The organism is Streptomyces sp. AM 4-1-1, from assembly GCF_029167625.1.
Classification (GTDB): Bacteria; Actinomycetota; Actinomycetes; order Streptomycetales; family Streptomycetaceae; genus Streptomyces.
In genome coordinates this window covers 5,218,802-5,242,026 of the sequence record NZ_CP119145.1, presented here as the reverse complement: position 1 = coordinate 5,242,026, position 23,225 = coordinate 5,218,802, and the positions used below count along the sequence as shown (strand labels likewise).

General features: G+C 73.5%; 18 protein-coding genes. 12 read left to right on the top strand and 6 right to left on the bottom strand.

What is annotated here, in order from left to right:
• Positions 1 to 78 precede the first annotated feature (78 nt).
• From PZB75_RS22385 to PZB75_RS22355, 7 genes are all read left to right on the top strand, one after another.
• The gene (locus PZB75_RS22385) at positions 79 to 2,265 is read left to right on the top strand and encodes a PBS lyase (RefSeq protein ID WP_275537080.1); all 2,187 of its coding nucleotides are present in this window, start codon (positions 79 to 81) and stop codon (positions 2,263 to 2,265) included.
• Complete coding sequence (locus tag PZB75_RS22380) at positions 2,262 to 2,579, top strand: zinc-ribbon domain-containing protein (RefSeq protein WP_275537079.1); 318 nt, start codon at positions 2,262 to 2,264, stop codon at positions 2,577 to 2,579. The genes PZB75_RS22385 and PZB75_RS22380 overlap by 4 nt, the downstream gene beginning before the upstream one ends.
• Positions 2,580 to 2,953: 374 nt before the next feature.
• Complete coding sequence (locus PZB75_RS22375; protein WP_275538820.1) at positions 2,954 to 3,610, top strand: hypothetical protein; 657 nt, start codon at positions 2,954 to 2,956, stop codon at positions 3,608 to 3,610.
• Positions 3,607 to 5,160 carry a HAMP domain-containing sensor histidine kinase gene (locus PZB75_RS22370; RefSeq protein WP_275537078.1) on the top strand — a complete coding sequence of 518 codons (1,554 nt, stop codon included), beginning with the start codon at positions 3,607 to 3,609 and terminating at the stop codon, positions 5,158 to 5,160. Before PZB75_RS22375 ends, PZB75_RS22370 begins: the two co-directional genes overlap by 4 nt.
• Before the next feature lie 108 nt (positions 5,161 to 5,268).
• The gene (locus tag PZB75_RS22365) at positions 5,269 to 5,724 is read left to right on the top strand and encodes an SH3 domain-containing protein (RefSeq protein ID WP_275537077.1); all 456 of its coding nucleotides are present in this window, start codon (positions 5,269 to 5,271) and stop codon (positions 5,722 to 5,724) included.
• 183 nt (positions 5,725 to 5,907) lie between these two features.
• A complete protein-coding gene (locus tag PZB75_RS22360) occupies positions 5,908 to 7,287 on the top strand; it encodes an FtsW/RodA/SpoVE family cell cycle protein (protein ID WP_275537076.1) in 1,380 nt (459 codons plus the stop codon).
• Positions 7,284 to 8,756 carry a penicillin-binding transpeptidase domain-containing protein gene (locus PZB75_RS22355; RefSeq protein WP_275537075.1) on the top strand — a complete coding sequence of 491 codons (1,473 nt, stop codon included), beginning with the start codon at positions 7,284 to 7,286 and terminating at the stop codon, positions 8,754 to 8,756. Before PZB75_RS22360 ends, PZB75_RS22355 begins: the two co-directional genes overlap by 4 nt.
• Positions 8,757 to 9,053: 297 nt before the next feature.
• Here PZB75_RS22355 and PZB75_RS22350 read toward each other — a convergent pair whose 3' ends face one another.
• Positions 9,054 to 9,941 carry a hypothetical protein gene (locus PZB75_RS22350; RefSeq protein WP_275537074.1) on the bottom strand — a complete coding sequence of 296 codons (888 nt, stop codon included), beginning with the start codon at positions 9,939 to 9,941 and terminating at the stop codon, positions 9,054 to 9,056.
• Between the two features lie 358 nt (positions 9,942 to 10,299).
• Between PZB75_RS22350 and PZB75_RS22345 the strand changes: the two genes are divergently transcribed.
• From PZB75_RS22345 to PZB75_RS22325, 5 genes are all read left to right on the top strand, one after another.
• Positions 10,300 to 11,235, top strand: a complete 936-nt coding sequence (locus PZB75_RS22345) for a diiron oxygenase (RefSeq protein WP_275537073.1) — start codon at positions 10,300 to 10,302, stop codon at positions 11,233 to 11,235.
• A 112-nt stretch (positions 11,236 to 11,347) separates the two neighbouring features.
• Positions 11,348 to 12,112 carry a TetR/AcrR family transcriptional regulator gene (locus PZB75_RS22340; protein WP_275537072.1) on the top strand — a complete coding sequence of 255 codons (765 nt, stop codon included), beginning with the start codon at positions 11,348 to 11,350 and terminating at the stop codon, positions 12,110 to 12,112.
• A gap of 23 nt (positions 12,113 to 12,135) precedes the next feature.
• Complete coding sequence (locus tag PZB75_RS22335) at positions 12,136 to 12,402, top strand: hypothetical protein (protein WP_275537071.1); 267 nt, start codon at positions 12,136 to 12,138, stop codon at positions 12,400 to 12,402.
• A 172-nt stretch (positions 12,403 to 12,574) separates the two neighbouring features.
• A complete protein-coding gene (locus tag PZB75_RS22330; protein WP_275537070.1) occupies positions 12,575 to 15,142 on the top strand; it encodes a PQQ-binding-like beta-propeller repeat protein in 2,568 nt (855 codons plus the stop codon).
• A 232-nt stretch (positions 15,143 to 15,374) separates the two neighbouring features.
• Positions 15,375 to 16,667, top strand: coding sequence for a C40 family peptidase (locus PZB75_RS22325; RefSeq protein ID WP_275537069.1), 1,293 nt, complete (start codon positions 15,375 to 15,377; stop codon positions 16,665 to 16,667).
• A gap of 109 nt (positions 16,668 to 16,776) precedes the next feature.
• On the opposite strand, the gene PZB75_RS22320 is transcribed toward PZB75_RS22325, so the two are convergent.
• From PZB75_RS22320 to PZB75_RS22300, 5 genes are read right to left on the bottom strand one after another with little or no spacing between them, the layout of a single operon-like run.
• Positions 16,777 to 18,021 carry a styrene monooxygenase/indole monooxygenase family protein gene (locus tag PZB75_RS22320; RefSeq protein ID WP_275537068.1) on the bottom strand — a complete coding sequence of 415 codons (1,245 nt, stop codon included), beginning with the start codon at positions 18,019 to 18,021 and terminating at the stop codon, positions 16,777 to 16,779.
• Between the two features lie 13 nt (positions 18,022 to 18,034).
• A complete protein-coding gene (locus PZB75_RS22315; protein ID WP_275537067.1) occupies positions 18,035 to 18,724 on the bottom strand; it encodes an ATP/GTP-binding protein in 690 nt (229 codons plus the stop codon).
• The gene (locus PZB75_RS22310) at positions 18,705 to 19,118 is read right to left on the bottom strand and encodes a DUF742 domain-containing protein (RefSeq protein ID WP_275537066.1); all 414 of its coding nucleotides are present in this window, start codon (positions 19,116 to 19,118) and stop codon (positions 18,705 to 18,707) included. Before PZB75_RS22310 ends, PZB75_RS22315 begins: the two co-directional genes overlap by 20 nt.
• The gene (locus tag PZB75_RS22305; protein WP_275537065.1) at positions 19,115 to 19,597 is read right to left on the bottom strand and encodes a roadblock/LC7 domain-containing protein; all 483 of its coding nucleotides are present in this window, start codon (positions 19,595 to 19,597) and stop codon (positions 19,115 to 19,117) included. Before PZB75_RS22305 ends, PZB75_RS22310 begins: the two co-directional genes overlap by 4 nt.
• A complete protein-coding gene (locus PZB75_RS22300; protein WP_275538819.1) occupies positions 19,594 to 22,881 on the bottom strand; it encodes a nitrate- and nitrite sensing domain-containing protein in 3,288 nt (1,095 codons plus the stop codon). Before PZB75_RS22300 ends, PZB75_RS22305 begins: the two co-directional genes overlap by 4 nt.
• Positions 22,882 to 23,225 lie beyond the last annotated feature (344 nt).

The window sequence follows — 23,225 nt, the reverse complement described above, 5'->3', positions numbered from 1 at the left end:
AGGCCACTTGTGGCGGGTTGATTGTCAGAGCGGTGGTGCACACTCTGCGCAGACACTGCTTCGTGGGGAGGTGATGGCGTGTTCGCGGGGATCGACGAGGTCGACTGGGCCTCGATGGAGCATGCCTACGGGCCGGCCGATGACGTGCCGGCGCTGTTGCGGGGGCTCGCCTCCGCCGACCCGGCGGAGCGCGAGAGCGCGTTGGACGGCATGTACGGAGCCGTTCACCACCAGGGCGATGTGTACGACTGCACGCTCGCCTGCATCCCGTTCCTGCTCGAACTCGTCGTGGACCCCGGGATACCGGACCGGGGCGGCATCGTCGAGCTGCTGACCAGCATCGGCGGCATCGACCTCGACGAGGACGACGAGGACGAGATCGACGAGGACGAGATCGAGGGGGCCGCCAACTACGCGATGGCGGCGGCGGCCGTCACCGCGGGCGCCGGCGTCTTCTTCGAGCTGATCGCCGACGAGGACCCAGGCGTACGGCTCGCGGCCCCACTGGCCCTGGCCACGCTCCACAACCGGCCGGTGCGGGTGCTCGCCCTGCTCCGGGAGCGGCTGCCCGTGGAGCCGGACGACGAGGTGCGGCTCGCGCTCGTCGAGGCGGCGGGACGACTGGCGCTGCGGCACCGCCCACTGGCCGGTCAGGCCGCGGACTGGCTCAGCCGGCTGGCGGCGGAGGCGTACCCGCCGGGGCTGCGGCTGGCGGCCCTGGCCCAGCTCGCACGCTGCGCCCCGGACGCGCTGCCCGGCGATGTGGTGCGGGTGGTGTCCGGCCTGCTGCGCGAGCTGCGGTCCACCCCCGCGGCCCCGGACCCGGCGGCCGTCCGCGCCGGCACCGCGGCCTCCCGTGAGACGGGCACCGGCGAGCCGGCCGCCGCCGAACCGCCCCCGCCGGTGGGCCCCGGCGCCGAGCCGCCCGTCGAGCGGCTCCCGGCACCGACCCTGGTGGGGCGGGTACGGGCGCTGTCGGCGGCCGGGACCACGGGCCGCCGCGCTCCCTGGGCCGCCGATCTGCTGCGCACCCTGCACGTGGGGCTCGACGACCGCGTCGAGGACCGGATCGCCCTTCTGATGGACCAGTTGCGCAGCCCCGACCCCTGGCAGCGGATCGACGCCGTACGGATGAGCAGCGGGCTGATACGGGCCTGGCGCGGCCCGTACGACGAGCTGGTCGGCCTGGTCGGCGCACAGCTGGCCGCCGCCGAGCCCAAGCTGTCCGACGCCGCCTCGCATGTCCTTGAGGAGCTGTTCGGTCTCGCGGCGCCCGCCGCCGACGCGCTGGCGGAGCGGGTCGCGGCGGACCCGGGTGCCTGGGTCAAGGAGTGGGCCAGTGGACCCCCCGGGCTGGGCAGCACGGTGAAGGCGCTCGCCCGGGTGGGTGACGCACGGGCCGTGCCCGCGCTGGCCGCCGCGCTGGAGCGGCCCGAGGTGCCGCACGACGTCGGCTTCGCCATCGGCTGTCTGGGGGCGGCGGCGGACCCGCTCGCCGGGGCGCTGCGCCGCAGGCTCGGCGAGGTCGGGCTCGACGAGGGGGCCTACGACCGGGCGAGCCCGCTGCTCGCCGGGCTGACCGCGCTGCGGGCGGGCGAGGCGGCGCCGGAGGTGCTGCGGGTGCTGCGCGGAGCGCCGGAGTACCGCGGGGAGTGGCTGCGGACGGCCGCGCTGCGGGCCCTGCGGTCGTTCGGTCCCGCCGCGCGGTGCGCCGTACCGGAGCTGCGGGCGCTGACACGCCGGCCGGGCACGGTGGCGGCGACGGAGGCCGCGGAGGCGCTGTGGGCGGTCACCGGGGACGCGGAGGCCGTGCTGCCGGTGCTGGTGGAGGGGCTGGGCGCCGGCCAGGCGCACGACCGGCGGGCGGCGGCGAGCGCGCTGGGCGCGCTCGGTGAGCGGGCGGCGCCCGCCGCGCCCCGGCTGCGGGCCCTGCTGTGGCACGACGAGCTGTGGCTGCGGGTGGACGCGGCGATCGCGCTGTGGGAGGTGACGGGCGGGACCGCGGAGACGGTTCCCGTGCTGCTCGCGGCCTGGGAGCGGAACCGTCACGTCCGAGTCCGGGTGGCCGGATGTCTGGCGCGGATGGGGCACGCCGCGGCAGGCTCCGACGCGGCACAGGTGCTGCGCGCCGAGCTGGTCTCCGTACGCCGTCACAACGCGATGGACGGCGGATACGGCAGCCATGACACCTACGAGGACGAGAAGCTGCTGGCACTCTGCCGACAGGCGTTCCGGGGAAGCACGGGAAAGGGACCCTACACATGATCATTTTTGGTACCAGAGGCTATCTGTACCAGCTGGCCGTCCTGACGATGGTCTGCGGCTGGTGCGGCAATCCGGCCGCGCACACGCTGCGCAAGCGGGTCACGAAGTTCACGCTGTTCTTCGTCCCGCTGTTCCCGTTCTCGACGAAGTTCGCCACCCAGTGCACGTTCTGCGGCGGCGAGCAGAAGATAGCGAAGGAGCAGGCCGACCAGTTGCTGGCGCAGGCCGCGGCGGGCCCGGACGGCGCCCCGTCCGGGCCGTACCAGCAGCAGCCGGGGTACGCCCAGGGCGGGCAGAACCCGTACCAGGGGTGAGCCGGGGCTGAGACGGCACGGCGGACGCCCCTCCCGGCGACGGGCCTCCCGCACGCGGACCGCGTGGGTCCCGCCGGGGAGTGGGACCCCGGCGCCCCCTGGCCGCGCCCCGCGACCGCGCCCCCGGCGGCGTCGCCGGTCGGCGACGCTCCGTGCCACCTCCCTCCACCGTCTCCGTGCCACCTCCCTCCTCCATCTCCGTCCCAAGGGCTCATGACGCCGTTCGCCGGTCCACTCCCTATCGTGGGCGGGGTCGTAACGTCTGAGGTCAGGGCCACAGGGGCGCTGAACCGGTCGGCCGGTGACGGAAGGGAGTCGTCTTGCGTACCGCGCGTTCCCGCCGTCGTCGTACCCGTCCGCGCCGCCGGGCTGCGGTGGCCCTGCTGGCCGTGGCCGGTGCGGCGGCCCTGGCGGGCTGCGGGTCCGGTGGCGGGCTGCGGAGCGCCGGTCCCACACCGACGGCGATCGGACCCGCCCGGCTGTGGCCGGAGCTGCCGCCCGCCTCGTCCGCCCCGTACGACTACGGCGAGGGCCAGACGGCGCGCATCCCCGGGATCGTCGTCCCGGACGGCGATGTGCGCCGGCTCGACCCGACGGCGGTGGTGCGGGCGGGGCTGAAGGCGCGGCCCGCCCGGACCAGCGGTACGGACGAGCTGCCCGCCCGTACGGTCCGTCAGCTCGACGACTGCGAGGTCCGGCCCCGCGCGTGCCCGGTCCTCGCCCCGTACTACCGCGATCTGACCGGGGACGGCCGGGACGAGCTGGTGCTCGGCATCCGGCTGGCGGACCGGCAGCTGAGCGTGCGCGTCTACATGCCGGACCGCCAGGGCGGGCTGACCCGGATCATGTCGACCTCGGACGCCGTGATCAGCGTGGAGCTGGCCGGACGGGACCTGATCGTCCGGGCGCCCTCGGCCATCACCGGGTACGAGTACCGCACGGCCTGGTCATGGGACGACCGCCAGCGCGCCATGCTGCCGACCCGGGACGAGATCCTGCGCACGACCCCGTCGCCGAGGCGGCACCGATGAGGCGGAGTGGCGGCGGGCCGGAAGCACCCCGGCGCGAGACCCCGCCGCGCGGCACGCCCCGGCGCACCGCTCTTCGGCGCCTCGCGCGCCGGCTCCGGCTCCGGCCGCCCGCCTGGACCGCGACGCTGACCTGGAAGTCGGCGGTCTTCATCACCGTCATGTGCTGCACCCTCGCGGCGCTGCTCGGCGCCCTGGTGCACACCGCCGTGACACGGCAGACCGTCGGCCAGGCCCGCGAGAAGGCGCTGTCCCGGCTGGCGGACGTGACGTACGCGTACCAGGCGGGCGAGCCGCTGCCGCCGGGCTCCGGCATCGATCCGGCGGAGCTGCCCGACTCGCTGCGGGCCCTGGCGCTGAAGGGGCGGCAGGGCACGGCCGTCGGCCGACGGCACGGCCGTCCCACGATGTGGGCGGCGGGCCCGGCGAGCGGTCCCGACGGACCGCACGCGGTGGCGACCGGGGTCGATTACGGCCAGAGCGCCCGGACGATCAACGGTCTGGACGGGGCGATCACCGGTTCATCGGTGCTGGCCATCGGCGCGACGCTGCTGGTCGGCGCGTTCGCCGTCACCCGGGTCACCCGGCGGCTCCACCAGACCGCCCAGGTGGCCCGCCGGATCAGCGCGGGCGATCTCGACGCCCGGGTCAACGACCCCCGCACGTCGGACCGTTCGCGCCGCCCCGACGAGGTGGCGATCGTGGCAGGCGCGCTGGACACCATGGCGTCCACGCTGCAACGCAAGCTGCTGGCCGAGCAGCGCTTCACCGCCGACGTGGCGCACGAGCTGCGCACCCCGCTGACGGGTCTGTCCGCCGCGGCCGAACTCCTGCCGCCGGGACGGCCGTCGGAGTTGGTACGGGAGCGGGTGCGGACCATGCGGACCCTGACGGAGGACCTGCTGGAGGTGTCCCGGCTCGACGCCCGTACCGAGCACGCCGACCTGGACGTACAGGAGTTGGCACCGCTGACCGAGGGGGTGGTGCGGATGTCGGGCACGGTCACCGAGGTACGGGTCGTCCGGGGCGCCGCGGTGGAGACCGACCGGCGGCGGCTGGAGCGGGTGCTCGGCAACCTCATCTCCAACGCGCACCACCACGGACGGCCGCCCGTGGTGGTGACGGTCGAGGGACCGGTGGTGTCGGTACGGGACCACGGGGACGGCTTCCCGGCGTACCTGCTGGAGGACGGGCCGCAGCGGTTCCGCACCGAGGGGCGCGGCAAGGGGCACGGCCTCGGGCTGACCATCGCGCTGGGCCAGGCGGAGGCGATCGGCGCGGAACTGGTGCTCGGCAACGCCCCGGACGGCGGGGCCGTGGCCCGGCTGTCGCTCCCCGAGTACGTGCGGCTCGACCTCGCCGACGCGGCGGAGGAGGAGGGACCGGACGGCGGGGGACCGGACGGACGGGGCGGTGGAGGACCGGACGGACCGGGCGGCGGAGGACCGGACGGCGACGGCGGCCCGCGGGACCGCGGCGCGCGGACGCGGAGGGACACCCGGGGTGACGGCGAGACGGGCGGAAGCCGGGGTCCGGGTACGTCAGCCGGGTGACGCGACAGCCAGTGACGTGTTGCGGTCTCTCCGTAACGTACCTAGCGTCTGAACCGAGAGCCGAGGGGCGTGTTCCTCGCCCCCCTCCCCCCACGATCTGGAGTCAGAATGTCCTCTCGTACCCTGTTCGGCCGACTCGGTCTCTGCATCGCCACCGGCACCCTCGCGGCCCTGACGGCCGCCACCCCGGCGCTCGCCGCCGCCCCCGCCCCCGAGCCGGCCCCGCAGTCGGGCGTCCAGTCCGCCCCGGAGCAGCAGTCCGAGGCCAACGCCGCGGTCTACTTCAACGGCTACGTGCCGCTGTCGCCCTCCGCCGAGGACGCGCGCCACGACTACCTGGGGCGCGTCATCGCCCGCACCGGCCTGCTGCTCCGTGACCGGCCGACCCGCAGCAGCAGGGTCGTCGGACAGGTCCCCTACGGCGCCGTGGTCCACATCTTCTGCAAGACCACCGGCGACAACGTCGACGGCAACAACCGCTGGTACCTCCTGACCGACGGCACCTGGGCGTGGGGTTCGGCCCGCTACATCGAGAACATCGGCCCGGCCCCGCGCACCTGCTGACCGCCGGCCGGCTGATCGCTCAACCGCCGCACCGCACCACCGCGTGATCCGTCTGCCCGGGGAGACCCCGCCACCACGGCCGGGGCCTCCCCGGGCAGACCGCCGTCCGGGGCCGGCATACGCGCGGCGGTCCCGCCCCGACATACGGGGAAATAACGTCCGCCTCTTGCTACGTTGCGTGCCATGACCGCAACGACCGCGGACGCTCCCCCGCCCGAGCCACGACTGCCGAAGCGGCGCGGGGTCGAGCTCTCGCTCCTCGTCGGGGCCGTCGTCATCCCCGTCTACGGCTACGCGGCCGTCGGTCTCGCCAGGAGCGGCGCGGTCCCGCCCGATGTCGCCGGATACGGCGCGGGCCTCGGTCTCCTGGCCCTCTTCGCCCATCTGGCGGTGCGGCTTCGTGCCCCGTACGCCGATCCACTGCTGCTGCCGATCGCCGTCCTCCTCAACGGCCTGGGCCTGGTGCTGATCTACCGGCTGGACCTGGAGACCCCGGCGGACCGGGCGGCGCCCACTCAGCTCGTCTGGTCCACGCTCGGCGTAGCGCTGTTCATCGGGGTCGTGCTCGTCCTGCGGGACCACCGGCTGCTCCAGCGGTACGCGTATCTCTCGGTGACCGCGGCGCTGGCGCTGATGATCGTGCCGATCTTCTTCCCGGCGGTGAACGGGGCGAAGATCTGGGTCAGGATCGGCGGATTCTCCTTACAGCCGGGCGAGTTCGCCAAGATCCTGCTCGCGGTGTTCTTCGCCGCCTATCTGGCCGCGAACCGCGAGGCGCTCGCCCACACCGGCCGGCGGGGGTGGCGGCGCCGACTGCCCAGCGGCCGGGTGCTGGGGCCGATCGTGGCGATCTGGCTGCTCAGTGTCGGCGTGCTGATCCTGGAACGCGATCTGGGCACCTCGCTGCTCTTCTTCGGCCTCTTCGTGATCATGCTGTACGTGGCGACGGGACGGACCGGCTGGATCGCGGTGGGGCTGCTGCTCGCCGCCGTCGGGGCGTTCGTCGTGGGTTCCCTCGAACCGCACGTGCACAGCAGGGTGACGGACTGGCTCGACCCGTTCGCGTCGATCGACGCGGGCCGGGGGCCGGGGCAGCTCGCCCAGTCGCTGTTCGCCTTCGCCGCGGGCGGGATGCTCGGCACCGGGCTCGGCCTCGGCGACTCGGTGCTGATCGGCTTCGCCACCAGGTCCGACTTCATCCTGGCGACGGCGGGCGAGGAGCTGGGACTGTCCGGACTGACCGCGATCTTCCTGCTGTACGCGCTGCTGGTGGCGCGCGGCTACCGGGCCGGTCTCGCCCTGCGTGACCCGTTCGGCCGACTCCTGTCGGTCGGGCTCGCGTCGATCCTGGCGCTCCAGGTGTTCGTGATCGCGGGTGGGGTGATGGGGCTGATCCCGCTGACCGGCATGGCGATGCCGTTCCTGGCGCAGGGCGGTTCCTCGGTGGTCACCAACTGGGTGATGGTGGCGCTGCTGATCCGGGTCAGCGACGTGGCCCGCGGACCACGGCCGGCGCGGGTGGAGAGCGGGATCGTCGCGTCGGCCGTGGAGGACGAGCGGTGATCCGCTGCATCCGGCGTACCTCGGCGTTCTGTCTGCTGCTGTTGGTGGCGCTGCTGGTGAACGCGGCCCGCGTCCAGGTCTTCGAGGCCGATACGCTCGACGACAACCCCGCCAACCGCCGTCAGGCGATCGCCCGTTACGCCCAGCCGCGCGGCGACATCCTGATCGGCGACAGGTCCGTGACCGGCTCCGCCGCCACCGGCAGGCGGCTGAAGTACGAACGGACCTACACCGAGGGGCCGTTGTACGCCCCGGTGACCGGATACGCCTCGCAGACGTACGGCACGACCCTGCTGGAGCACGCCGAGGACGCCGTGCTCTCCGGTACCGCCCCGGCGCTGGCGCCGATCCCGCTCTGGAACGAGCTGACCCGTGGCAGGGAGCCGGGTGGCGACGTCGTCACGACGATCAGGGACGCGGCTCAGCGTGCCGCGTACGACGGTCTCGGCGGGCGGCGCGGGGCGGTCGCCGCCGTCGAGCCGTCCAGCGGCCGGATTCTGGCGCTGGTCTCCACGCCCTCGTACGATCCCGGGCTGATCTCCGGGACCGGCCGGGCGGTCGTCGACGCGTGGCGGCGGCTGAACGCGTCCGCGAGTATGCCGATGCTCAACCGGGCGCTGCGGCAGACGTATCCGCCGGGCTCCGCCTTCAAGATCGTGACGGCCGCCGCGGCGCTGGACTCGGGGGTGGTACGTGATCCCGACGCGCCGACCGACACCCCGTCGCCCTATGTGCTGCCCGGCACCTCCACCACTCTCCCCGACGAGGCGGGCGGCTGCGAACGGGCCTCGCTGGCCGAGGCGATCCGGGTCTCCTGCAACACCGTGATGGCGCGCCTGGGGGTGGAGGTCGGGCTCACCGGGATGGTGGACGCGGCGCGGGGGTTCGGGTTCAACGACGACGGGCTGACCGTCCCGTCCGGGGTGGCCAGGAGCAACTTCGACGAGCGGATGAGCGACGACCAGCTGGCGCTGTCGTCGATCGGGCAGTTCGACACGGCGGCGACCCCCCTCCAGATGGCACTGGTGGCGTCGGCGGTCGCGAACGGCGGTGATGTGCGGCGGCCGTACCTGGTGGAGCGCACGACCGCCGCAGACGGCAGCACGGTGTGGCGGAACCGTCCGCGCGCCTACCGCCGGGCGATGACCCCGGCGACCGCCGTGCGGCTGCGGCGGATGATGGTCGACGTGGTGGAGAACGGCACCGGGACGAACGCGGCGATCGACGGGGCCACGGTCGGCGGGAAGACCGGGACGGCACAGAACGGCGCCGGGAACTCCAACAAGCCGTACGCCTGGTTCATCTCCTGGGCGCAGGCGGCGGAATCGGGCCGTCCGGCGGTCGCGGTGGCGGTGGTCGTGGAGGACGCGGTGGCGGACCGCGCCGACATCAGCGGCGGCGGCAGCGCGGCGCCGATCGCCCGTGCGGTGATGGAGGCGACGCTGGCGGACCGATCCGGGGACGGATGACCCGGCGGCGGATGATCCCGAGGCGGAGCACCCGGAGGCGGAACATCCGGAGGCGGACCGACCCCGAGGCGGAACATCCGGAGGCGGACCGATCCGGGACGGACGTTCCAGGAGCGGGCCGGTCCGGAGCCGGTCCGGCCCCGCGGCGGCCGGCCCACCGCCCCGCCCCACCCGCCGAAGTCTGCGACCCCGTGGCGCCGTGTCCCGTGACGCCGCCGAGGCCGTGGCCCCGCCCCTCAGCCCCGTACCCGCGCGCCCCGCCCCGGACTCGGTGCGCCCCCTCCGGGGCGAACGCGGTCAGCCGATCGGCTGCCTCGCCTCCGAGCGGATCTTCGCCGCGTTCGCGGCCTCCTGCGCCAGGTCCACCGACTTCGGGTCCTTCAGCGCCGTCTCGGGGGTGATCACGGCGACCGCGGCTCCGGTGTTGTCGTCACCCCAGGCGCACATCGGGATGGTGCTCGACACGCCCGCGTTCTTCGAGCGGAGCACCTGGCAGGACACCGTGATGTCGTAGCCCGCGGGGGTGAAGTCCTTCGGGGGTACGACGACGGTCGCGCCGTCCGCGCCGGCCGCCCCCTTCAGCATCTTGTCCCGCATGATGCCGGTCTTCTTGAACTGCCCCCACATCCCGGAGATGACGACGACACCACCCTTGGTGGAGCCGTACTGCGCGACGACGGCCTTGCCGTTGCGGACGGTGGGGTCGTACGTGTCCTCGATCTTCTTGCCCTGGGACGCCGACAGGTCGTCGGCGAGCTTGTACTCGCCGTCCAGCAGCGTCTTGGGCACGGTGAGCTTGTACTCGGCCTTGGGGAACTCGCCCCCGACCCCACTGTTGTCGATCAGCCGGGAGACACCGAAGGCGATACCGCCCGCGACCACCAGGGCCCCGACCACGACCGCGGCTATCAGCCCGGTCCGCTTCTTCCTGGGCGGCTGGAAGCCGGGCATGCCGGGTGCACCCGGCGCCCCGGGCATGCCGGGCTGCGGAGGCCCGTAGGGCTGCTGCTGCGGGAAACCGTAGGGCTGCTGCGGGGGCGCCTGCTGCGGATAGCCGTACGGCGGCTGCTGCCCCTGGGGCTGCTGGGCGTACGGGTTCTGGGGCTGCTGAGGAGAACCGTAGGGGTTCTGCGGCGGCTGCGACGAACCGTACGGGTTCTGCGGAGGCTGGGGCGGCGTGGTCATGACCATCAATTTACTTCACGCCTGCGAACGCGTTTTCGACATGGCGGACATCCATCGGGTGGCTGCCGGACATTCGGGAGAGCCCCGCCTCCCGCCCGTGCCCGCCGGCCGCCTCCCGTTCCCGGCTGCCGCTCTCGCCTTCCGGCGCCCGACCGCGGAATCGGCCGAGCGCCGCTCCCGCGCCCCGCCACCTCCACCCTGACCTCCGGACAAGTGCGGTGGCCCCCAGGCCCCTTGGCGGTTCCGCGCGTCGGCGGGCGACGGTCGACAAGTCGGGTACGAGGGATTGACGGGCTTGCTGACAAGGAGTCTTATAAGAGGTGACCGCCGGTAACCCACGTGTGAGGTGCCCTCAGCCATGACGACAGTGACCGAACGCGACGTGCAACTGCTCCGCGACGCACTCGGCCCGCTCCGGGACCGTGAGCAGACCGCCCGACGCCTGCTCGAATCCTCGGCCAAGCACTCCTTCGACCCGGACACCGAGCTGGACTGGACCGCGGCCGTCGAGGACGGCAAGTGGTTCTGGCCACCCGAGCTGGTCTCCCTCTACGACACCCCGCTCTGGCGCACCATGTCCGAGGAACAGCGCATGGAGCTGGCCAGGCACGAGGCGGCGTCGCTCGCCTCGCTCGGCATCTGGTTCGAGATCATCCTGATGCAGCTGCTGATCCGGCACATCTACGACAAGCCCGTGACCAGCGACCATGTGCGCTACGCCCTCACGGAGATCGCGGACGAGTGCCGGCACTCGATGATGTTCGGCCGGATGATCGAGTGGGGCGGGGCACCCACGTATCCGGTGCCGCGGGTCTACCACAACGCGGCGCGAGTGCTGAAGACCGTCTCCACCACCCCGGGTTCGTTCGCCGCGACCCTGCTCGGCGAGGAGATCCTGGACTGGATGCAGCGGCTGACCTTCCCGGACGAGCGCGTCCAGACCCTGGTGCGCGGCGTCACCCGCATCCATGTCGTCGAGGAGGCCCGGCACGTCCGGTACGCCCGCGAGGAGCTGCGCCGCCAGATGGTCACCGCACCGCGCTGGGAGCGGGAACTGACCCGGCTGAGCTGCGGCGAGGCGTCCCGGGTCTTCTCGGTCTGCTTCGTCAACCCGCAGGTGTACGAGAACGTCGGGCTGGACCGCCGCGAGGCCGTCGCCCAGGTCAGGGCGAGCGGACACCGCCGCGAGGTCATGCAGTCGGGAGCCAAGCGGCTGACGGACTTCTTCGACGACATCGGCGTTCTCAACGGCGTCGGCCGCAGGCTCTGGCGCAGTTCCGGCCTGCTGGCCTGACCCGGCCCCCGCCGTCACCACCACCATCACCGCCCCCGGCCGGATCGTCACGACCTCCCCCGCGACAGCGCGCGGGGTCCCCGTCACGGAGGACGTCGTTAGGCTGCGGTCCATGACCTCAGCCCCCGCCGCACCGACGGCCCGCGCGTACCGAAGGCTCAGTGTCGAGGAGCGCCGCGTCCAGCTCCTCGGCGCGGCGCTCAGCCTCTTCGCGCACCGGGCGCCCGACGAGGTGTCGATCGACGAGGTCGCGGAGGTGGCGGGGGTCTCACGCCCGCTGGTGTACCGGTACTTCCCGGGCGGCAAACAGCAGTTGTACGAGTCGGCGCTCCGATCGGCCGCCGACGCACTGGAATCGTGCTTCACCGAGCCGCAACTCGGTCCGCCCACCGAGCGGGTGGCCCGGGTCCTGGACCGCTACCTCGGCTTCGTCGACCAGCACGACGCCGGGTTCAGCGCCCTGTTGCAGGGGGGCTGCGTCGCCGGTACGTCCCGGACGAACGCGATCGTCGACGAGGTCCGCCGGGTCGCGGCCGAGCAGATCCTGTTGCATCTGGGCCGCGGCGACGGACCCGGCAGGCGCCCGCCCGGTCCGCGGCTGCGGATGATGGTCCGCACCTGGATCGCCGCTGTGGAGGCCGCCTCGCTGCTCTGGCTGGACGAGGGGAAGCAGTGCCCCGTTCGGGAACTGCGCGGCTGGCTCGTGGACCATCTGATCGCGCTGCTCGCGGCGACGGCGGCGACGGACCGCGAGACGGCGGTGGTGGTCGGGGAGCTGCTGCCCCTGGAGACCGCCGACGGCCCGGCGGGGCGGCTGGCGGAACTCCTGGTCCCGGTCGCCGGCGGGGCGGGGCACCTGCTGACCGGCACCGGCTGAGCGGACTGCGTCAGACTGGCCGGGTGAAGAGCGAGAACGTCCCCTTCAGCGGCGGTCCCCTCGACGGCCGGGTCCTGCCCGTCCTCGTCGGCGCGACCGGCCACCCGCCCCAGTGGTACGAGGTCCCGGTGCCGGACGCCGACGGCGGACCGGCCACCGTGTACGCGTACCGGAGGGTCCCGGCCGGCCATACGAAGCGGCTGGGCCTGCAACGCGGCTGGGTGTACGAGTACGCCCCCGGGGGCCGCGAGCGCCGGCCCCTCAAGTGGCCGTGGTCCAAGCCGGGATGACGGCCGGTCCGGCGGTGACCGTTCACGATCGGGGACGGCCCTTGCGGCCCCTCCCACGACACGGAGCGGACTCCCGACGCCCCACGCCCCCGCTCGCTGATCCACTCCCTGTCGTAGGGGACGTCGTTAGGATCGGCGGTCTGTAACGCGCACGGAATCAAGGGGGTGCGCCATGGAGGCGCTGCGTCAGGACGATCCACGCCACTTCGGTCCGTACACCGTGCTGGCGCGTCTGCGCGAGGCCGCCGGCGCCGTGCAGTACCTGGCCCGTGGCGCGTCCGCCCCCACCTCGGCGCCCAGGACCGCGGTGATCGTCGCCGCCCGGCCCCGGCTGGCCGCACTGCCCGCCTTCCGGCGCCGCTTCCAGGCGGAGACCGGCACCGCCGAGCGGCTGGCGGGCGGCTGGGTGCAGCCCACCCTGACCCGTACGGAGGAAAGAGCCGACGGCGGCGAACTCTGGGCGGCCTGGGCGTACGTCCCGTCGCTGACGCTCGCCGAGGCGATCGAACTGACCGGTCCGCTGCCGGAGCACGCGGTACGGGTCCTGGGCGCCGGTATCGCCGAGACCCTGTCCCGGGTGCACGCCACCGGGGCCGTGCTGCGGGGTCTCTCGCCCCGGACGGTGTCGCTGGCCGACGACGGGCCACGGCTCACCGCCTTCGGCCCGCTGGGCGGCGCGGTCGCCGCCGAGGCGCGGCCGGGCGGACAACTGTCCGTACGGCTCGGCTATCTCACCCCCGAGCAGGTCGAGGGCGAGGAGCTCGGACCGGCGTCGGACGTCTTCGTCCTGGGGCTGCTGCTGGCGTACGCGGCGACCGGTACGACCCCGCTCGCGGACGGACCCGCCGCCGGCGCGGTCGAGCGGATCGCACACATGGAACCGGAACTGGGCGCCGTACCCCCGGCGTTGCGTGAGCTGGTCGCCCGCTGCCTGGCGAAGGACCCGGCCTCCCGGCCCACCGCGGGTGAGATCGCGGCGGAGCTGGCGCTGGAGGGGGCGGTGGCGCTCGCCAAGGACGGCTGGCTGCCCGCGCGGCTGACCGAGGAACTGGCGGAACAGGCCGCGCACGCCAGGCGGTTGGCGTCCCCGACGGCCCACCTGGACGCATCGCCCGGGGGCCACGCACCGGCCACCGGGCACGGCGGAGGCGAAACCGCCGGGCCCGCCCGCGTCAACGGCGGCGCCCTCCTCTCCGTCCAGGACCGGCCGACGCCCCAGGACCGGCTGATTCCTCAGAACCCGCCGACCGTCCAGGACCGGCCGACTCCCCACGACCCGCCGACCGCTCAACCGAAGCTGGCCCCAGGCCCGTTCGCGACGCCGTCGGCCGCCTTCCCGCAGGACCGGCCGGCGCCCCCCGCGACCACGCTCCCCGCACCGCCCCCGCACGCCCCGTACACCCCTCCCGCACCAGCCGCCCTCGCCGCTCCGGCCCCGCCACCCACCGCACCCGGCGCCGTCGGCCGCAGGACGCTGCTCACGGGTGTCGCCGCCGGGGTCGCCGGGCTGCTCGTCGGCGGTGGCGGGACGCTCGCCCTCGGCTCGGACGACGCGGACCCCCCGGCCGATGCCCGGCCCTCCGCAGGACCGCGCCGCCGAGTGGTCCCGGGGCTGCCACCCGAGCCCCGCTGGGCCCGCACCCTCCCCGTCGCGGAACCCCTGCCGCTCGCCACCGCGCTCGTCGGGGACCGGCTGCTCGTCCTCACCGGTGACACCCGGGCGACCGGCATCGATCTGCGCACCGGGCGGACGCTCTGGCAGTGTGCCGACGCGGCCAAGGGCGGCCAGGCACTGTCCGCGGGCCGGGACCTCTGCTTCGTCGCGGGACCGGCCGCGTTCCTCTGGATCTCCACGAAGGACGGCCGGGTCGAGCACCGGGTCGGATACGCCGACCAGTTCGCCGGGGCTCTCGGCCTCCGGGTCGGCCCCCTCGCCGGCCGGTCCGGACCGGTCATCTGGTTCACCGGCTCGTATCCCGTCCCGGTCGCCGGGAAGCCCACCCTGACCTCGTACTTCTTCGCGTACGACATCGTGCGGCGCAAGGAGCTGTGGCGGGCCGCCGTGCCCAACGGCCGCGCCCCCTACACCCCCGGGTACGAGCTCGTCGCGGTCCGGCCCACCGACCTCGTCGTACGGCAGAACGCGGGGACGCTCACCCCGGCGGACGTCAAGGCGGCGAAGGGCCTGGCGTCCTTCCGCTGCTTCGACCGGCGGACGGGGAAGCCGCTCTGGCAGAAGCCGTTCGGCGCGCTGGCTCCCACCGGGGCCGCCCTGGGCGACGAGGAGGGGCGGCTGTTCGGCGCGGTGGGCGCCGGGCTCCAGGCGTTCCTGACGAGCACCGGCCGGCCGGTCTGGCAACTGACCGGCGCCGCCGGGTCCGTCTTCGGCCGGCCCGTGGCCGCCGGGCCGCTGCTCCACACCGTCAACCGTGCCCAGGAGGTCGGCGCTGTCGAGCGGGCCACCGGGCGGCCGGTCTGGCACCGCTCCACCGAGGTGGCCCCCTCGGCCACCGTCCCCGTACTCGGCGTGTCCACGACCGGCGCCACGGTGCTCGCCGCGGACACCGCGCAGGTCACCGCGTTCGCGGGGGCGGACGGACGGCGGCTGTGGAAGTTCCAGGACGCCGGGGCCCTGGACCCGAAGGGGCCGGACGTCGTCACGCCGTACCGGGTCCTCACCGCCGGGACCACGGCGGTCGTCCAGCGCGACCGCACCTTCTACGCGCTCCCGGTGACGTAACCCCGCCCCACCCGCCACGCCCCTCCGTACCCGTCGCGTCCTCCCGCGCTCCTCACACCCTCCGGGCCCGTCGCGCCCCGCCGTCCCGGGGCCGCCCACCCGCCTTTCGGGCGAACACGTGGGGCGCCACGCCGCGCGGTCCTTGCATCACCTGGCACCGAATGACCGGATTGAGCTGTTTCGCTCACTTGTGGGGTATTCGCATCATAGCCCCGATACCGGAGGTGATGACGTGTCAGGCAGAGTCTTGCGTACGGTCTGCGCGGCCACGCTCGCCGCGGCCGTCGCGACCTCTCCCGCCGTCGCCGAGCCCGCCGATCCCGCCGGCGCCCCGCCGCCGGCCGCCGGCTCGGGGACGGCGCCCGGCACGGACCGCACCGGGTCGCAGGACCCGGCCGCCGAGCCCGGCGCCGGACCGGGGACATCCCCCCTGAACGTCCTGCGAACGGACCGGGGGACGCCTCCCGTGGCCGGCCCCGCGGCCTCGGCGCCCAGGAGCGTCCACGAGCTGCTGACCCAGTTGCAGTCCCTCTACCGGCAGGCCGAGGAGGCCGGCGAGACCTACAACGGCACCGCCGAGCAGCTCAAGAAGCAGTCCGCCGAGGTGAAGCGGCTCACCCAGGACCTCACCCGGGCCCGGATCATCCTCGACCGCAGCCGGGGTGAGGCGGGGCGGCTGGCCCGCGCGCAGTACCGGGGCCGCTCCGATCTCTCCGCGTACATGCGGCTGCTGCTGGCCCGCGACCCCGAACGCGCCCTCAGCCAGGGCCATGTGATCCAGCACGCGGCGGAGAACCGGGCCGCGGTCGTCGCCCGGTACGCCGCCGCGGAGAAACACGCCGACGAGCTGGCGACCCGGTCCCGCAGGGCGCTGGACCAGCGGCAGGCGCTGGCCACGAAGCAGCGCCGCCAGCGCGACGCGGTACGGGCCCGGCTGAAGAGCGTCGAGAAGATGCTCGCCACCCTCTCCGCCGACCAGCTCGCCGAGCTGTCCCGGCTGGAGCAGAAGGGCGTGGACAGGGCTCAGCACGACCTCGTGGCGTCGGGCGCCCTCAGCTCGGTCCGGACGCCCTCCGAACAGGGCGCCGAGGCGGTGAGGTACGCGGTCAGGCAGGTCGGCAAGCCGTACGTGTGGGGCGCCCAGGGCCCGAACTCCTTCGACTGCTCGGGGCTGACCTCCCGGGCCTGGTCCACGGCGGGCCGGTCGATCCCGCGCACCTCGCAGGAGCAGTGGCGGCAGCTGCGGAAGGTCCCCGTGCGGGCGCTGCGCCCCGGGGACCTGGTCATCTACTTCCCGAAGGCCACGCATGTCGCCATGTACATCGGCAACGGGATGGTGGTGCAGGCGCCCCGGCCCGGGTCCCGGGTGAAGATCTCGCCGCTGGCGTCCAATCCGCTGCTGGGGGCCGTCCGGCCGGACCCGGAGAGCGCCCCGGTCGCCTCGTACAGGGGACCGAAGCTGCCGCGCGGCGCGTCGTCCGGATCGGACACCGGATACAGCTCCTCGTCGGCGCCCGGCGCGTAGGACGTCGTCCGGCCCGGAGCGCGTCCGCACCGGACGCGAAGCGGCCGGGCCTCCCCGGCGACGTACCGACGGGGTGGCCCGGCCGTCAGGTCCGGGCGCGGGAGGGCGATCAGCCCGCCGACGCGGCGGACACCCGCGCGAGGTACGCGTTCGTCCTCTCCGGTTCGAAGAAGAAGTTGTCGAAGTCCGCCGGATCGTCGAAGCCGTTGGCGAAGCGGTCCGCGACCGGCTGGAACTGACCGGCGGCGCCGATCAGGTTCAGCACGTGCTCCGGCGGCGCGCCGAGCATCGCGTTCGTCCACTTGACGACGTGCCGCGCGGTGTCCCAGTAACGGTCGAAGGCGGACTGCATCCAGTCGGCGTCGAACTCGCGGTCGCCGTGCTCGACGATCGACTCCAGATACGAGTGCGCGCACTTGGACGCGGAGTTGGAACCCTGCCCGGTGATCGGGTCGTTGGCGACGACCACGTCCGCGACACCGAGCACCAGGCCGCCGCCGGGCAGCCGGCCGATCGGCTTGCGGACGGTCGGTGCGTAACGGCCCGCCAGGGTGCCGTTGGCGTCGGTCAGTTCGACCTTCGTGGCGCGTGCGTACTCCCACGGGGTGAAGCGCTCCATGAGTTCGAGCGTCCTGGCCAGGTGCTCGGACGGGTCCTTGATGCCCTGGAAGACATCGAGCGGGCCGCCGGGGACGCCTTCCCAGAACAGGATGTCGGCGCGGCCCGAGACGGTCAGGGTCGGCATGACGAAGAGTTCGCCGACGCCCGGGACGAGATTGCAGCGGACGGCGTAGAAGTCGGGGTGCTCGGGGCGCGGGCCCATGCCGTGGACGTAGGCCACGGACAGTGCGCGCTGTGGGGCGTCGAACGGCGAACGTGAGGCGTCCCGGCCGAACATCGAGACCAGCTCGCCCTTGCCGGCCGAGACCAGCACCAGGTCGTACGCGCGGGAGAAGTAGTCGAGGTCGGAGACCGCCGCGCCGTGGATGACGAGCTGCCCGCCCCGCTGGGCGAACGTCTCCATCCAGCCGGCCATCTTCACGCGCTGGTCGACGGACTGGGCGATGCCGTCCAGCTTGCCGACCCAGTCGACGGCGCGCGAGGAGTCGGGGCCCGCGACCGAGACGCCCAGCCCCTCGATGCGCGGGGCCTGGGACTCCCAGAAGTTGAGCTGGAGGTCACGTTCGTGCTGGAGCGCGGTGTGGAACATGCACTGGGTCGACATGACCCGGCCGGTCCGGATCTCGTCCGCGGTGCGGTTGGACATCAGGGTGACTTCGTACCCTCCGGACTGAAGTCCGAGGGCGAGCTGGAGTCCGGACTGCCCGGCTCCGACTATGAGTATCTTCCGCATCACGGTTCTCCGTCTACGTGTACGTGGACATGGCGTGCCCGGTCCCCCCGGTCTGGGCCGGGGTGGCGTCGAGCGCGTGGGCCACCAGGGCCAGCAGCGAATCGACGACCGTGGTCCGGTCACGGGCGTCCATGATCACAACAGGTACCCGCGGGGCCACGGTCAGGGCCTCCCGGACGTCCTCGGGCTCGAACCCGGGCGTGCCCTCGAAGTGGTTCACGGCGACGACGTACGGCAGTCCGCAGCTCTCGAAGTAGTCGAGGGCGGGCCAGCAGTCGGCGAGCCGGCGGGTGTCGGCGAGGACGACCGCTCCGATCGCGCCGCGCACCAGGTCGTCCCACATGAACCAGAACCGCTGCTGTCCGGGGGTGCCGAACACGTACAGCACGAGATCGTCGTCGAGCGTCAGCCGGCCGAAGTCCATCGCGACGGTCGTGGTGACCTTGTCGGGCGTCGCGCTGAGGTCGTCGGTCTCCTCGCTGGCCTGCGTCATCAGGGCTTCGGTCCGGAGCGGGGTGATCTCGGAGACGGAACCGACGAAGGTCGTCTTGCCCACGCCGAACCCGCCCGCCACCACTATCTTGGTCGCGGTCGGTGCGCGCGTGTGGTCCAACTGCCACGCCTGCAACGACTCTTCGGCCTGATCCTGCGGTTCCGGCCGATGCGGTCCGGACAGGATCGGGTCAGAGACGGCGGAGTCCATTCAGCACCCTTTCGAGCAGTGCGCGGTCGGGCCGGCCGGTGTCGTGACCGGTGCCGTACACACGGATCTTTCCCTGGTCGGCCAGGTCGCTGAGCAGTACGCGAACCACGCCGAGCGGCATCTTCAGAAGGGCCGAGATCTCCGCGACCGTACGCATGCGGCGGCAGAGCTCGACGATGGCCTGGAGCTCCGGCATCACCCGCGAGGCGAGGTTGCCGTTGGTCAGCTCACGGCGCTCGTCCGGCGCCTCGATCGCGGCCACGAACGTCTCGACGAGGAGGACGTGGCCGAAGCGGGTGCGTCCGCCGGTCAGCGAGTACGGACGGACCCGGGCCGGCTTGCGGTCGGAACCTCGGACGGGCAGCCTGCGGGCGGGTTCAGCGGCGGGGGTCACTGGGCGCTCTCCATCGATTTGCGCAGTTCCCTGCGGAGTTCGGGGGTGAGTACGTGTCCGGCGCGGCCGACGAAGAGCGCCATGTGGTAGGCGACGACGCTCATGTCGCAGTCGGGCGTGGCGTGCACGCCGAGCAGTGAGCCGTCGCTGATCGACATGACGAAGACGCTGCCCTCGGTCATGGCGACCATGGTCTGTTTGACGCCGCCGCCGTCCATCAGCTTCGCGGCGCCGACGGTGAGGCTGCCGATGCCGGAGACGATGGTGGCCAGATCGGCGCTGGACCCCCTCGGGCCGCTCTCCTGTGCGTCGGCGGCCGGGGCGGTCAGCCGGCCGGGGTCGGAGGAGAGCAGCATCAGTCCGTCGGACGAGACGACGGTGACCGAGTGGACCCCTGGCACCTCCTCCACCAGATTGCTCAGCAACCAGTGAAGGTTACGGGCCTCGGAACTCAGCCCGAACGTGCTGGGCGCAGTCAACTGCGTGCCTCCTCGACTGTGTCCCCCGTCTCTTCGGTACGGCTGTCGGCGCGGCCATCGGTACGGCCACCCGGTTCAGTGTGCTCGGTCTCGGCGGTGCGTACACCGTGTTCGGCGATCCTGGTGTTCGCCGTGCTCTCGGCGATCTCGGCCTCGACGTCCCGGCGGCCGTCCTTCGCGCCCTGGTGGAAGCCCCCGAGGCGGCGCCTGAGCGCTTCCTTGTCCAGGACTCCGGCGGATTCGGTGCCGGACGCGGCGGCGGGGGCCACGATCCTGGGGGTCCGCTTGGGCAGACCCTTGTCGGTGACCCGCCCGGCCGGCTGCCGGGGCCCGGGGACGCAGCCGCCGTCCGGCTCGGAGCCGTCGGGCTCGGGCCCGGCGGGCCCAGGGGCGTCCACCGGGGCGGAGGCGTCCGAAGGAGCGGAGGCGGCTGGGGACGTGGGGTCCGCGGCGGGCGCGGCGGGCGCGGGCGCGGTGTCCGCGGCGGGCGGGGCGGTCGCCTCCGGCTCGGGGGCCGGCCGGGTGGGAGCCGGGACGGAGGACGGATCGGGGATCGATCCGGTGGACAGCTCGGGGATCGATCCGGTGGACGGCTCGGGGCGGGCGCCTGAGCGGGTGCCGGAGCCGATGTCGGGCGTGCGCTCATGGCGGTCCGGGCCGATGGCGTACGGGCCTGGGGCCTCGGGGGCCGGGACGACCCGGACCTGCATCGTGGTCTCGGCCTCGCGCTCGGTCGCCTCGGCCGTCGGGGGCACACCGGTCGTCGCCTTCTCGGCGCGGTCAGCGGTCGTCGGCCCCGGGACGTCGTCGACACCCGGGGCGGGCGCCTCCTCGACGTTCTCGACGTTCTCGACATCCTCGCGGCCTGCCTCGGCCGGGTGATCGGCGCTCGCCAGGTCACCGGCGCTCGCCGGTTCTTCGGCGGTCACGGTGTCCTCGTCCGCGCCCGCGCCGTTCCCGGACTCGCGCAGAGTCCGCTCGGCCGCCGTGATCAGCGGGTCTCCCGAGGGGGTGGACGCGCGTGGCGGCAGGGCGTTGGAGTTGGCCTCGGCCACCGAACCCGGCAGGTTCAGCGTCGGCGAGTCGCCGCCCTTCGGCGCCGCGCCCGTGGTGGGCACGGACGGCGGGGTGGCCGTGGGCAGCAGGGTCTGCGGCAGGACGACGACCACCGTCACCCCACTGCCCTTCTGCTCGCGCAACTGGATGCGCACCCCGTGCCGGGCGGCGAGCAGCGACGCGACCTGGAGTCCCAGACCGGCCCCGTCCGCGCTCTCCGCGCCCGCCTCGAACGAGGCGGGGTCCGCGAGCCGGGCGTTCAGCTCGTCCATCCGTACCGACGACATCCCGATGCCCTGGTCCTGCACGGACAGCATCACCTCGCCGGTCTCCAGCAGCCAGCCGGAGAGTTCCACCTGGGAGTCGGGCGGCGAGAAGGCGGTCGCGTTCTCCAGGAGTTCGGCGACCAGATGGCTGAGGTCGTCGGCGGCGAACCCGGCGATCTGGACGTGCGGCGGCAGGGACTGGATGGTGACCCGCTCGTACCGCTCGATCTCACTGACGGCCGCGCGCGCGACGTCGACCAGCGGGATCGGTCCCGCGTGGCCGTGGCCGTGCTCGGCGCCCGCGAGGACCAGCATGTTCTCGCTGTGGCGGCGCATGACGGTGGCCATGTGGTCGAGCTTGAAGAGCGTGCCGAGCCGTTCCGGGTCCTGCTCGCGTTCCTCCAGGCCCTCGATGACCCCGAGCTGCCGCTCGACCAGGCCGAGGGTACGCAGCGAGAGGTTGACGAAGGTGTGGTCGACGGAGTTCTTCAGTTGTTCCAGCCGGGCGGCGAGGTCGGCGGTGTGGGCCTGGAGTTCGGCGCGCTCGGCGGCGAGCGCGTCGCGTTCCGCGGTCAGCGCCTCACGCTCGCCGTGCGCGTTCCTCGACCGGGTGTCGACGTCGTCGAGCAGACCGCGCAGCTTGCCGTGCAGGGCGTTGACGGACCGTACGACCTGGGCGAACTCGTCGTTGCGGCCGGTGTAGCGGACCGGTTCGGCGCTCCTCGGGTCGGCGGCGAGGCGGCCCGCACCGATCCGCAGCACGGCGAGCGGCTGGGTGAGCGTCCGGGCGACGGCGGTGGAGACGGCGACGGCGATCAGCAGACAGCCGCCGAGCAGCGCGATCCGCAGTTCGAGCGCGGTGACGTCGTCGTCGCGCAGTTGCTCCAGGCGCTGTACCTGACCGGCGCCGAGTGCGGACTCCACCCCGCGCATCCGGTCGATCCGGGCGGACAGCGCGGCCCCGACCTTCTTCTTGCTGCTCTTGAGGTCCGCCTTGGACAGCTCGGGCCGGTCGGTCAGGCGGGAGAGGTACGTGTCCGCGCTGTTGACCTCGGGCCCGGTGACAGTCGAGGAGAGCTTCTCGCGGGCGGCGGGGTCGGCCGCCTGGTCGAAGTCGCCGAGTGCGGCCAGCTCACGGACCCGGGCCAGCTGGGCGGCGGCGCTCAGCTCGTCGCGGGCCCTGCCGCCGTCGGCCTTGTCGTCGTTCCCGTCCTCGGTCCGCACGGGCAGCCCGGTGTCCGGGTCCACCTCGGTGCCGTCGGTGGTGTCGGAGTTCCCAGCGTTCCCGTCACTCCCGGAGTTGCCGGTGTTCTTCCCTTGCACGGACAGCGCGGCGAGGAGCAGTCCGCGGGTGGCGGACGCCTGCTCGACGGCGCGGCCGAGCGCGAGGGGCGCCCGGGTGTCAGCGGTGGCCCGGGGCGGGGTCTTGTCCGCGAGTTCGTCGGCGAGACCCTGGAGCTTGGCGATGACCTCGGTGTACGCCTGGTGGGCCTCCAGCGCCGAGCCCTTGCCGCTCAGCGCGTCGCGGCGCAGCGCGGGGACCGTGCTGAGGTCGCGGCGCAGCGCGGCGGGCGCCGCCGCGTCGATCTCGTCGATCTGCTGGTCGACGCGGGCGCTGCCGCTGCCCGGACCGTTCTCCTTGTCGTTCTTCGCCTCCTCGTCGCGGCCCGCCGCGATGTAGGCGGTGACGTCGTCGCGCTCGTCGGCGAGCGAGTGCGCGAGCACGACGGCCTGCTGGTTCAGCTCGGCGAGCGTGACGAGTCGCTGGGACTCGGTCAGGTCGGAGGACGCGCCGAGGGCCGCGGGAGCACCCGCGGCGATGACGATGACGCCGACGACGGCGACGCCCGCCACCAGTCGGGTCCGCACCCGCACGGTGCGCCCGCCCGTCTCCGGCGCCACGGGCACCGCCCCGGAACCGTCGCGCTCAGGGCCCTTGCTCCGAGGCCGCTTCTTCTGCACCGGTGCTCGCAATCTTGATTCGTCCACCCATGAAGCAGAGGTGACGCGCGGTCACATGAGGCGGCGCTCCCCTGGTACGGCTTCCGACCATTCCAGTGCTTTTGAGAGGGGAGCGTGCATCAAGCGCTGCGCCACCCGAACGAGTGAACATCACTCTGGAGTTGACGAACAAGTCTCCCCACGCACACTGTCGGCCATGCCTCGGACGCCGGGTGGAACTTCCGTCCAGCCTTTGGCAAGATGCCCGCCCGCAGGTCCCCCGGAGCCGATCGTTCCTCCGCGAGCACCCCGCTGACCTGCTGGTACCGGCCAATGGCCGAAACGTGTGGGCGCCGTGAAGGTCA